8 protein-coding genes are annotated in these 12,317 nt (G+C 62.8%); 2 read left to right on the forward strand and 6 right to left on the reverse strand.

Annotated elements, in window-relative coordinates; genetic code table 11:
- Positions 1–58 precede the first annotated feature (58 nt).
- The 6 genes from DVU_RS14185 to DVU_RS14210 form a co-directional block, all read right to left on the reverse strand.
- Positions 59–1,504 (reverse strand): B12-binding domain-containing radical SAM protein, encoded by a 1,446-nt coding sequence (locus tag DVU_RS14185; RefSeq protein ID WP_010940275.1) that lies wholly within the window; start codon positions 1,502–1,504, stop codon positions 59–61.
- Between the two features lie 31 nt (positions 1,505–1,535).
- The gene (locus tag DVU_RS14190) at positions 1,536–2,567 is read right to left on the reverse strand and encodes a class I SAM-dependent methyltransferase (protein WP_010940276.1); all 1,032 of its coding nucleotides are present in this window, start codon (positions 2,565–2,567) and stop codon (positions 1,536–1,538) included.
- Positions 2,564–3,697, reverse strand: a complete 1,134-nt coding sequence (locus DVU_RS14195) for a radical SAM/SPASM domain-containing protein (protein ID WP_010940277.1) — start codon at positions 3,695–3,697, stop codon at positions 2,564–2,566. The genes DVU_RS14190 and DVU_RS14195 overlap by 4 nt, the downstream gene beginning before the upstream one ends.
- An 81-nt stretch (positions 3,698–3,778) precedes the next feature.
- Positions 3,779–5,236, reverse strand: coding sequence for a B12-binding domain-containing radical SAM protein (locus DVU_RS14200; protein WP_010940278.1), 1,458 nt, complete (start codon positions 5,234–5,236; stop codon positions 3,779–3,781).
- A gap of 35 nt (positions 5,237–5,271) precedes the next feature.
- Positions 5,272–5,640, reverse strand: coding sequence for a hypothetical protein (locus tag DVU_RS14205; RefSeq protein ID WP_010940279.1), 369 nt, complete (start codon positions 5,638–5,640; stop codon positions 5,272–5,274).
- 167 nt (positions 5,641–5,807) lie between these two features.
- Positions 5,808–6,839, reverse strand: a complete 1,032-nt coding sequence (locus DVU_RS14210) for an HDOD domain-containing protein (RefSeq protein WP_014524599.1) — start codon at positions 6,837–6,839, stop codon at positions 5,808–5,810.
- A 400-nt stretch (positions 6,840–7,239) separates the two neighbouring features.
- Here DVU_RS14210 and DVU_RS14215 point away from each other — a divergent pair, with 400 nt between their 5' ends.
- A complete protein-coding gene (locus DVU_RS14215) occupies positions 7,240–10,659 on the forward strand; it encodes a hybrid sensor histidine kinase/response regulator (protein WP_010940281.1) in 3,420 nt (1,139 codons plus the stop codon).
- Positions 10,656–12,080 (forward strand): sigma-54-dependent transcriptional regulator, encoded by a 1,425-nt coding sequence (locus tag DVU_RS14220; RefSeq protein ID WP_010940282.1) that lies wholly within the window; start codon positions 10,656–10,658, stop codon positions 12,078–12,080. Before DVU_RS14215 ends, DVU_RS14220 begins: the two co-directional genes overlap by 4 nt.
- The last annotated feature ends 237 nt before the right edge of the window (positions 12,081–12,317 follow it).

The raw sequence follows: 12,317 nt of genomic DNA on the forward strand, positions 1-12,317 counted from the left end.
CGCCATGACGGTTTCTCGTCCGTCATGGCGTGTCGTATTTGCGTGCCAGGTCTCTATTTCATCCTACCTGAGTTCGCGCGGCCTTGACCTGTGCAATGGCGATACGCAACATGAGCAAAGGAGACATGCGAACAGGCACAATTCGCTTGAACAGCAGATTCTTGGTCACGGTATAGATGCATTTAAAAAGAATGTTATTACTGGGCAGCTTCGCCAGACAACGCAGGAACACTCCACGCAAGACCGGAAAGCGGATGACCAGAGGCCCCAGCAGAACGATGTTCTTCTGGATGTTCTTCTCTTCATCCGTGTAGGTCGTCAGCTTCGAAAGTTCGCCGGTCGACGTGGGTATGTCGCCATCGCCGCCACATCTTTCGGGCAGGATGCCGTCCTTTTCACACATGTCGTGAATCCGTGTTCCGGGGAAGGGTGCCATGATTGTGAAGTGACCCAATGTAGGCCGGCACCTGATATTCAAGTCCAGTGTGGCGATGTCGTCAGCGAGCGTGGCACGGGGCATGGCGAGCATGCTATTGGTGTAGATGGCGATGCCAGCCTCGTTGAACAGGTCGAACGATTCGATGATCTTCTCGTTTGAAACCCTACGGTTGAGTACATCACGGCGCACTGTCTCGGCCCCTGCCTCTATGGACATGCACACCGAACGACAGCCAGCTTCGCGCAACAGGCGGACCATGTCACGCGTGACCACGTCAGCCCGCAGCAGGCAATAGAACGGCAGCCCGATCAACCTCGGATACTTTTCAGCAAATTCTTCAAGCCACGAATCAACGCGATACGTAAACGAATCATCAGAAATCTTGATGTATGATGTCGGATAACGTGCGATGACGTCACGCATCTCGGCAATGAGGTGGTCAACTGAGCGTCTTCTTACGACATGCCCAAGACCTGCATACATGGCATTGTAGGCATGGTTGAAACAATAGGTGCACTTGAAATGGCAACCTCGTGACGCGGCGAAGGTCTTCAGTGGAAAATCTCTTACGATATGGTTCTTAGCGTAGACTATATCGCGATCTATAAAAGGCAGGTCGTCAAGGTCTGAGACAAGCGGCCTCAGGGTGACAGGCGTTGTGACCGTTCCGACATTGCGTATCCCCTCGACATGCCCCTCCCTTCCATACTGTTCAAGAGCTTCTACAAGTGCCTCATCGCCTTCGCCAACGCATATAGCGTTTACAGGGAGCACCATAAGACACGAAGGATCGAATGTTGGATGCGGTCCACCTACGATGATGAAAAGGTCAGGGAAGACCATTCGAACCTTATTCAGGACTTGATGCATCATCACTGCATCCGAACTCATGAGGCTTACGCCAAGCATATCGGGCTGAAAAGACCTGATGGCTTCAATATAGTCTTCAGTCAGAAGTGTCAGGCCAACGATATGCCCTCTCTGCTTCAAGCTTGCGGAAAGCTGCATAAGCCCGAGAGGATCACCCTCAAGGCTTAATCGCGGATGCAGGAACATGAAGCGCATTGCCGTCTCCCTGGATTGACCTGAGTCTAGCCTAACTCGTCCGCCGGTAGACCGACACGAACGACCCCGACTTGCGAAGCCATGCCTGCACGATGTTGAGGGGCAGAAACGCCAGCAGCAGCCACTTGTAGTACCATGCCCGACCGCGGGTGAGCGGTCGCCGCGTCGACGGTGTTGCCTGAAGGCGGTTCTGTACCGAGAGTGCCCAGTGGTCGGTGTTGGGCTGGAAGCTACGCGAGGCGAGGCGCAGCCCGCACAGCGCAGCAAGCCTGTCCAGCGACACCGGCCCGAAGAGGTAGGTATGCCGCGGCACATGCAGCCCGCCCCACCAGCGCCCGGCGACGGCATAGTCCCACGAGTCGGTGTTGGGGGTCTCCACCACGATGTGCCCGCCGGGACGCAGCAGCCGCACGGCCTGTTCCAGTTCGGCTACGGGGTCGGTGACATGCTCGATGAGGTTGTTCATGATGATGACGTCGTAGGGTTCGGCGTCCTTCATGTCGGCAAGCGTTCCGGTCACGACGCGGAAGCCCCGGTCGCGGGCACGTTGCGCGATGTCGTCGATGAACTCCACCCCTTCCGGCACCACATCGGGCCGCGCCTTCACCAGTGCGTCGAAATAGGCGGCATCCGCACACCCCACGTCGAGGAGTCTTCCCCCTCGCGGCAACAGACGCCCGTAGGCCCGTACCCGCAGACCGTACACCAGCCTGTAGAGAAGACCCACCAGCCCCTTCGCCCCGGTATGGAAGCCGTGATAGTGCGGCGGATAGGCGGCTTTGAGCTGTTCGATACCGGGTTGCGGCGTCAGCACCAAAAGGCCGCACTCGGCGCAATGTCCGAAGCCGAAATCGCCCTCCGCGCCGTATTCGTAGTCGGGCACATGCGCGAATGCCGGTGCAAGCCGCACCGCGCACAGCGGACAATGCCCGTGCTGCACGCCGCCTGCGTTCTCTTCAACCCTTTCCGTGGGCCTTTCCGTGGGCCTTTCCGCAGGCCCTTCCGTAGGCCTTCCGGCGGCATCTGCACTCCCGTGCATGCGGTCGTTCGTCGCGTCTTTCATCTATCCCCCGAGAGGCGTTCGCGGATGAAGGTCTCGCTCATGGCGGGCAGGCAGCCGTGGCTGCCGTCGAGACCATAGTACGGGTCGGCGAGGATGTCCTGCTGGATGGCTGCCAGACCCTTCTCGCGCACATTGCCGTACCGTATCTGGATGAGCGGACACGAGACCACGTCGCCGTAGGGTTGCAGGCCCAGCTTCTCACGCCCGGCGGGGCACTTGATGCGCGTGAGGCTCGAATAGAGGTCGGAACGGTTGTTGGTCGACTGCGCGAGGAACCAGTAGAAATAGAACCGCGCCTTCTCGGTGAGCATCATGTCCATGCGCCCCCGCAACGCCCCGGTGAGGCAGCAAGGGGTCACCTGCAACATGCAGCCGTGCTTCTTCGCAAGGTCCATGGTGAAGAGCATGTCGTCAGAGCGCACCTTCTGGTTGGTGAGAATGGTGTTGAGCACCACACCCACGCCACGTTTACGGAACGCCTCGATGTTGTGGAACACCTTGCGGTAGCCGCCGCGCACGCGGTTGGCGTCGTGCACGTCCTCGAAGGCGGAGTCGAAGCCCATCTCCACGGAATCGAGATGGTGTTCCGCAAGGCGGGCGACCTTGTCGTCGTCGAGCAGCGTACCGTTGGTGCACAGGTGCACGTAGCCCTTATGCCGCGTCTTGATGTAGTCGAGAAGCGCGAAGACCTTCTCCTCCTCCAGCATCGGTTCTCCACCGTTGATGCAGAACTGGAAGGCTCCCATGTCGACAGCCTCGTCGATGACACGCTGCAATTCGGGCAGGGTGAGCAGTTCGGTCTTCTCACGCACGGGGTCATGGTCACGTCTGCACGAGCACTGCTCGCAGCGGGCATTGCAGCGATAGGTGACGGCGATCTCGAGCGAACGCAGCAAACGCTTGCGCCCCCTCGCCGCGTTGACGAACCCCGACGCGACCTTGCCCCAGATATCGGGATGCGAGAGCACGATGCGCGCGCTCTGCACCACACGGTTGGCGTGCATCTGCGCGTAGGTGAGGGTACGCCCCCACGCAGAGGCCCACTTGCGGTCGAAGTCCTCATGGTACGCGGCAAGGCTTCTGCCGTTGGAAAGGGTGCTGGCACGCACCGTGGTCTTCGTCTCTTGCATGTTGCCTCCCGTCGGCGGTGTCCCGCCGGGCCGACATCGTGCGTCGGCACTGCCTTGCGTGACGCCGCGCGCGTGCGCGGTCTAGAAGAACGTCTTGAAGAACGTACGGGCCGTGTCCAGCAGGTCGGCGGGGCGCAGCCTGCGCAACTGGATGAGGAACGGACGCGGGCGCAGGTAGAACCGCCGCAGGGCGCGCTTCTGCGCCGCAAGCAGTCCTTCGACCGAATGTTCGGGCGTCACCCATATGGGCTTGTTGTCCGAAAAAGAGGCGTACGACGAATACCGACGCCAGACTTCGGGGTCGAGAGTGTCGCCGGGGCGCACACCGTCGTCGATGATGCCCTCGGCCCGGAGTTGCTCGAAGATGGGCGACCCCGGATATGGCGTCAGGATGGAGAATTGTGCCATGTCCAGCGGCAGGCTGCATGCGAAGTCGATGGTGGCGTCACTGTCCTCCGGGCGTTCACCCGGCAACCCGAGGATGAAGAGACCGATGGCGTTGATGCGACTCACCCGCTTCACCATGCGGATGGCGTCGGCTATCTGGGCCGTGGTCTGCCGTTTGTTGACCGCCGTAAGCAGCCTGTCCACGCCGGATTCGATGCCGAAGTTCATGTCCACGCAGCCGCCCGCAGCCATGGCACGGACGCTGTCCTCGTCGATGGTGTTGACGTGCGCCTCGCACCCCCAGCGCAGACCGGGAAAATGATGCCGCAGGGCGTCCGAGAGTTCGATGATGCGCTTCTTGCGGCTGGTGAACAGCGAGTCGCAGAAGAAGATGTAGCCGGCGTCGTACTCGCGCAGCAGCAGGTCGACCTCGCCGATGACGGAATCGATGGGCCGCACGCGGATGCCGATGTTCTTGTGCGCCACGCAGAAAGTGCAGCGGTTGACGCACCCCCGGGACGAGAAGAGATGCTTCTCCGTCTTGCCCTCCGGGGTACGGTACAGACTGAAGTTGGGCGTTCTGGCGAAGCTGTAGAGTTCCTTGCGCGTGAGGTCGCGGGCTGGCAACGGCAGGGTGGAGAGGTCGCGCACGAAGGCGTGCCCGCCCGTCTCGGCGACCACGCCGTCACGCACATAGGCGATGGAGGGCACGGTGGCGAGGTCTCCGCCTTCCTCGAGTACGCGCAACAACGCAGGCATGACCTCTTCGCCCTCACCCCGCACCACCACGTCGCAGCAACCGCTGGCGAGGTACTGCCGTGCATAGATGGTGGCGTGGACGTTGCCGAGAAGGACGTGCACCCCCGGCATCTCCTGCCGCAGTCTGCGCCCGAAGGTGTACAGGAAACCGCCGTTGGACGTGAACGAGGTGAAGGACACCACCTGCGGGGCCGCATCGCGGATGCGCCGCATGAGCGTCTCCTCATCGAGGTTCTCGGCATAGGCGTCGATGAACGCCACCTCGTGCCCCGCCTCGCGGCACGCCGCCGCCACGTACAGCAGTCCCAAGGGCTCCATCGTGGAGACGAACGATGCGCCGTCGCCCAGCAGCGCCGCAAGGTCGTCAGGCGGATTGATGCACAGAACCTTCATGCCCCGAGTCCTTTTTCGGCAGGATGTACGCCACCCTACACTTCGAGGGCAAGCCTGTCGCGTTCCTTGTCGTCACGCTCGAACTGCACCGCCGTGCCGTAGCACGAGAAGTACTTGCTGCCGTCGGGGTGGAAGGCCACGTTCTCGCTGTAGCCGATGATGGCCTGTGCGCCCTTGTTCACCGCGCGCGCCGCCATGCCGAAGAAGGTCTCGTCCGAATCGTAGCCGCGGCAGCACACCAGCCCGAGTACGCGCGAAATGGCACGCCCTTCGACCCGGTCGGTGGTCACCACGGGAAAACGACCGTTGAGAAAGAGTTCGCGAACCCTCTCCATGTTCTCGGTGCGCGGGGTGTTCTCGGCCTTGGCCTTCTTCTTGTCGTTACCGCCCAGCAGAAACAGCATGTGTGCATCCTCCTGACTTCAGTGTCTGGAGGTTCGGAAGCAAGGCACATGCCATGCGCGACGAATCCATGTACGGCGGGAGAAAAGGCAGGCTTCGCAGAGGCCACGGGCACATACCTGACACCCTGCGGGATGCGGCTGCATCCCCGTGCGACGGGAAGCCGACACTACACGGTGGTGCACATGACGGCGGTGCCGAGGTCGTCCACCATGGCGGTCATGGCGTTGGCTACGGCCTCCAGATGCTGCGGGGTGAGCCCCGACGCCTCCCACGCGGAGGCGGACAGCGGAGGCACCGCACTCTCTGCGTCGGGCCCGTACCCCATGGCGCGGGCCACGATATCGGCAAGATGGATGACCGAAGGTTCGGGCATGGAGGGCACGGATTCCGGCTCATGATGACGCAGCACGGACATGACGAGCGGCACGGGCATGTTCCACTTGTGCAGCAACATGCCCCCCAGCTTGGCGTGGTCGAAACCGAGAAGTTCACGCTCGGCGAGATGCCCCGGCAGATGCGAGGCACGCAACCGGGGCACAAGCTGGGCAGCCTTCTGTGGTGCCATCATCACGAAGGCAAGATACCCCACGTCGTGCAGCACCCCCGCCACGAAGAGCCTTTCAGGGTCGGGCCGCCCCATGAGCCGCCATATCTCGCGTGCCGCCCCGCCCACGGCGAGGCTGTGCCGCCATAGCCGTTCCATGTCCACCAGCCCTCGCGGCACGGACCGCATGAGTGACTGCAACATGCCGCTCGCCACCATGGTCTCCAACTGGCGCATGCCCACCACCGCCACAGCCTGCGTCACCGTGTCCACCCGGCCCGAAAGTCCGTACGAGGCGCTGTTGACCACGCGCAGCAGCCACGCCGTCAACCCCGCGTCGCGGGTGATGACCTCCGCCGCCTCGCGCACCGAGCAATCGGGGTCTGCAAGACGTTGACGCAACTCGACGTACACCGTGGGCAGGGATGGCAATGCACCGTCATGCTGCAACAACTCCACCGGGTCGATGGGGGACAGCGGCGGACTGCCTACCTCGTGCGGGTCGTCCGCGACCATGCGCCTTCCTGCGTCGGTCCCTTGGTTCACGGCCAGTTCACGCAAGGCTGCCAGCGCTGGATGCGCGCCGTCGTTGTGCCTGAACCGCCGCTCAAGCAGTGCGTCGGCCATCAGGCCCGCTACCGTGTCCCTGTCCATGCTGCACCTCCATGCCCGTACGAGGAGCATACCATACACCCGCGGGGCAGGGGCAAGACCGTGAGAGCGACTTCTGCGACACGGCAGCGCCGCCCCCGCAGGCGGGGAAAACGGAAGGTCCCACACATGCGACGCGCCCATCGGACAGTCGCGCCCCCGGGAACCATCTCGCAGAGGCGGAAGGCCCGACACACGAGGCAGCACCGGCGACCCCGCAGGACATGCCGCTTCATGCGCGGACACGGTAGCGGGCACCACAGCGGGCACATCCGTGAAGATGACGACGCCGGGAAGCGGGCACCATCCCTTGACCGGGACGAAGAACCCCGGCAATACCATTCCCTGACGGGACGCACCGCACCCGAATGTGCGCGCAGTCAGTCCATGTCACGGAGCCGCCATGCACACACAGCCCGCCATCAAAGCCCTTCTCCAACGCGCACTGTGCGCCATCGTCCTGTGCCTGTGCTGCGTCCTGTGCGCCCCGCCCGCCCCGGCACATGCCGATGCGAGCCGCAAGGCCGTGCTCTATCTCAACTCGTACCACAACGGCTATTCGTGGTCCGACGACATCCTCGCCGGCATCCGCAAGGTACTGGAGGCTTCGGGGCGCGCCCTCGTCTTTCAGGTCGAATACATGGACTCCAAGAAGTTCCTGTACAAGGAGACCGAACAGACCCTCTACCGCCTCTACCGCGACAAGTTCCGCGACACGCGCTTCGACCTCATCATCGCCTCCGACAATGCGGCGATGGACTTTCTGACACGCTTCCGCGACGAGCTTTTCCCCGGTGTGCCCGTGGTCTTCTGCGGCCTCAACGACGTGAAGCCCGAGAGCCTTCGCGGTCGCAACATGACGGGGGTCATCGAGGACTACGATGTCGCCGCCAACATCGAACTCGCCCTGCGTTTCAACCCCCAGCTACGGCGCATGGTCATCATCGGTGACGACTCGGTGACGGGTGCCGCCATCCGCAACCAGGTCATGGCGCAGGTGGCACCGTTGCGCGACCGCATCGAGGTCGAGGAGTGGACGGACTACCGCCTAGACCAGATGCTCGCATGGGTGCGCGAACAGCCCGCCGACACCTTCTTCTACTTCGTGCCCATCTACCGGGACATCGGCGGCCTCTTCTATACCGCCGAGGAACTGCTGCAGAAGGTGCGCGCCAACTCGCGCGCCCCGCTGTACAGCAACTGGGAGTTCCTGCTCGACCACGGCATCGTGGGCGGCAAGCTCATCTCCGGCGTGCGACATGGCGAGATGGCGGCGGAACTGGCGTTGCGCGTGCTCGACGGCGAAAAGGCCGACGCCATCCCCATCATCGAACGTGCCGACGAAGAGTACATGTTCGACAACAAGGAACTGACACGCCTGTTCATCAGCCGTTCCATGCTGCCCCCCGGCAGCGTGGTCATCAACGAACCGAGCAGGTTCTACGAGCTCAACAAGCAGGTCTTCTGGACCATCATCATCAGTCTCGTCATCCTCTCGCTGACACTGGTGCTGCTGGTCATGAACATCCTCGACAAACGCCGGGTCGAGGGCAAGATCAAGGACCAGCTTTCGTACCTGCGGCAGCTCACCGACACCATTCCACTGCCGGTCTACAGCAAGGACGCCGACGGACGCATCCGCGAGTGCAACCTCGCCTTCCTGCAGTTCTTCTCCGTGGAACGCGAGTCCGTGCTGGGCCGATACGAATGGCAGGCGGGTGAACGTCTGGCGCTGCTGCGCAATGCCGTGGACACCGACCTCATGCGTGAACCGGGGCAGGCCGCCTATGACGACACCCTGCCGGGGCCCGATGGGGAGGCGCGCAACGTCATCGTGCACAAGGCGACCTACAGCAACGCGCGCGGGGCCATCGCGGGGCTTGTGGGGGTCGTCGTCGACTACACCGACCGCAAAAGGGCCGAAGACAGCCTGCGTGCCGCCGAAGAGAAGTACCGCTCCATCTTCGAAAGCTCGCCCCTCGGCATCTTCCGTCTCTCCCCGGAGGGCAGCCTCTCCGACGCCAACCCCGCGTTCGCACGCATGGCGGGCTACGACTCGTCACCCGCCATCATGAAACAGGGCCGCCCCGCCATGGACGCCCTGCTTTCCGGCCTCGACCTCGCACGGGTGGGGCATGAGGGCATCCTCACGTGGGTCGCCGATGTGCAGCGCCCCGACGGCAACCGCTGCACCATGCACCTCACGCTGCTCATCCGGCGCGACGCGCTGGGCGCACTCCGCCTCGTGGAGGGCTATGCCGAGGACATCACCAAACGCAAGGAGACCGAACGCGCCCTCTCCGCCTCGCAACGCATGTTGCGGCTGGTTCTCGACAACATCCCCCAGTTCGTCTACTGGACCGACCGCGACCTGCGCTTCATCGGGGCCAACCGCTCGTTCCTCACCTTCTTCGGCTTCGCCGAATCGCATGATATCAGCGGCCTGACCATGAACGACATCCTCACGACGGCAGTGCACTGGATCGTGCAGGAGGCCAACCATGCCGTCATCGAGACGGGCAACCCCCGCTACCAGTCCAAGCTGACCATCACCTCGCCCGCAGGGGAGAAGGTGTGGCTCGAGACGAGTCGCGTGCCCCTCATGGGCGAACGGGGCGATGTGGTGGGTTTGCTCACCACCGCCGAAGACGTGACCCAGCGCATCCACCTCGAACGACAGCTCCTCCAGTCGCAGAAGATGGAGGCCATCGGCACGCTGGCCGGCGGCATCTCGCACGATTTCAACAACATCCTCACCTCCATCATCAACTCCATCGAACTTGCCATCAACGACGTGGCGGCCGACTCGCTGACCTTCACCGACCTCATGCGCGCCCTCAAGGCGGCGCAACGCGGCAGCCGTCTGGTCAAGCAGATTCTCACCTTCAGCCGTCCTTCGGTGGAGGGCTTCACCACCGTCGACCTCAACGAGGTGGTCACCGAGGCACTGGTGCTCATCAAGGCATCGATGCCGCGCAACATTCAGGTGCGCACCGCCGTGCCGCCCGACCCCTCGATCACGCGGGCAGACCCCACCCAGTTGCATCAGGTCATCATGAACCTGTGCACCAACTCGTTCCATGCCCTGCGCGAATCGGGCGGGGTGCTCGACATCAACCTCGAACAGGAACCCATCGGCCCCGAAGAGGCCCATGCCTTCGGCGTCGAACCGGGGTGCTGGCTGCGTCTCACTGTGTCGGACAACGGGCCGGGCATCCCGCAGGAGATACTGGACAAGATATTCGACCCCTTCTTCACCACCAAGGGCAAGACCGAAGGTACGGGGCTCGGCCTTGCGGTGGTGCACGGCATCATCAAGGGCCACAGGGGTGCCATACGGGTGTCCAGCCTCGCCCACAGGCGAACCGCCTTCGAGATCCTGCTTCCCATGCAGGAACAGACCGAATGCCCCCTGTCACCCGCAGACGCCCCTGCACCGCACGAAGGGCACGGGCGCATCCTCTTCGTGGAGGACGATGACGACCAGTTGCACACCATCCCGCGTGTGCTCGAAAGCCTCGGCTACAGCGTGCGCGCCTTCAAGAACCCCCTTCGCGCTCTCGAAGCCCTGCGCGAACATCCCGCCATGTTCGACCTCGTGCTCACCGACTTCGACATGCCCGAGGCCAATGGACTTGAGCTTGCGGCCAAAATAGGCGATATTGCCCCGCAAGTTCCCGTGATTCTTGTTTCAGGGCGCGAAGTGGCCGCCGAAGGCGCGGCCCGTGCGGGCAACATCCGCACCATGATCCACAAGCCCTACAACCGGAACATCATTGCGGACGCGCTTGCACGTGTCCTCAGCCGTAGCGGGAGCGCATGACAGTGCCCACCATCCTCGTCATAGACGACGACGTTCAGGTCTGCGAAACCATCGCCAGCCTTCTGGCGCGGCTTCGCTACGCGTGTGAAACGGCCCACAGCCTTGAGCAGGGGCTTGCCATCCTCGAGACCGCACCCGTCGACGTGGTCTTTCTCGACGTGCGCCTCCCGGACGGCAATGGCATAGACGCCCTGCCACGCATCAGGCAGGCCCCGTCGCACCCCGAGGTCATCATCCTCACCGGCGAAGGCGACCCCGACGATGCCGAGTTGGCCATTCAGGGCGGGGTGTGGGACTACCTCGTCAAGCCGACGCCCATCAAACAGACCACGCTGACCCTCGCACGGGCCCTCCAGTACCGGGCCGAGAAGCTCTCCAAGGGCGGCGGGGGCACGGTGGCACTGGACCTTGACGGCGTGGTGGGCATCAGTCCCTCCATGCGCCAGTGTTTCGACCTCGTGGCCAATGCCGCCACCACGGAAGCCAACGTCCTCGTCACCGGCGAAACGGGCACGGGCAAGGAACTGCTGGCCCGCACCATCCACCGCAACAGCCCTCGCAGGAACGGCCCCTTCGTGGTGGTGGACTGTGCGGCACTGACCGAATCGCTCGTGGAAAGCACCCTCTTCGGGCACAAGCGCGGGGCCTTCACCGGCGCACAGCAGGACCGCGACGGTCTTGTGAAACTCGCCGACGGCGGTACGCTGTTCCTCGACGAAGTGGGCGAGATGCCTCTCGCCATCCAGCGCGCCTTCCTGCGCATCCTGCAGGAACGGTCGTTCAGGCCCGTAGGCGGCACGCAGGAGATTCGCAGCGACTTCCGCCTCATCTCCGCCACCAACCGCGACCTCGATGCCATGGTCGAGAGGGGAGAATTCCGCAAGGACCTGCTCTTTCGCCTCAACACCGTGCACGTGGAGTTGCCGCCGCTGCGAACGCGCCCTGAAGACCTGAAGCCGCTCGCCATCTTCCACATGAACAGGCTGGCCGAACAATACGGCGTGCCCGCCAAGGGCTTCGCCACCGACTTCTTCCAGCAACTCGCCCAGTACGACTGGCCGGGCAACGTGCGCGAGTTCTTCAACGTGCTTGAGCGCTCGTTCGTCATCTCCGGCCTTGAAGGGGTGCTCTACGCCATGCACCTGCCGCAGGACGTGCGCATCAAGATCACACGCGCAAGCCTTGCACGGTCGCCCCAGACAGCAGACCACGAAGAGGCGTCGGTGAAGCTTCATGACGTCACGGAAGGCACCAGTGTGTCGCTTCCGCCCCTCAAGAGCTTCAAACGCCTGATGGAAAAGCGCTATCTGGAACTGCTCATCGCCCAGACCGAAGGCAGCCTGCAGGAGATGCTCGATATTTCCGGGCTTTCACGTTCCCACTTTTATGCGCTGCTAAAAAAGAATAATATGACACTCTGAACCGTGGTCGCACACACCCCATCCGCTTTTTCAGACACGACCCGACACCGCGCCCCTACGTCCACTTTTTCAGACAGCCACCCGGTAGGCCGTTTACCCGCACAATCATGGCATCATCGCCATCTTCGGCGCATTGTCAGTAGGGTAACGCCACACGAAGTCCGCTTTTCAAGACACGCTACCACGCAACCCCATCCACGAGAAACGACAGCCGGAGGAAAAACCAAGGTTACAGCA

The sequence above is a fragment of the Nitratidesulfovibrio vulgaris str. Hildenborough genome, assembly GCF_000195755.1.
Lineage (GTDB): Bacteria > Desulfobacterota > Desulfovibrionia > Desulfovibrionales > Desulfovibrionaceae > Nitratidesulfovibrio > Nitratidesulfovibrio vulgaris.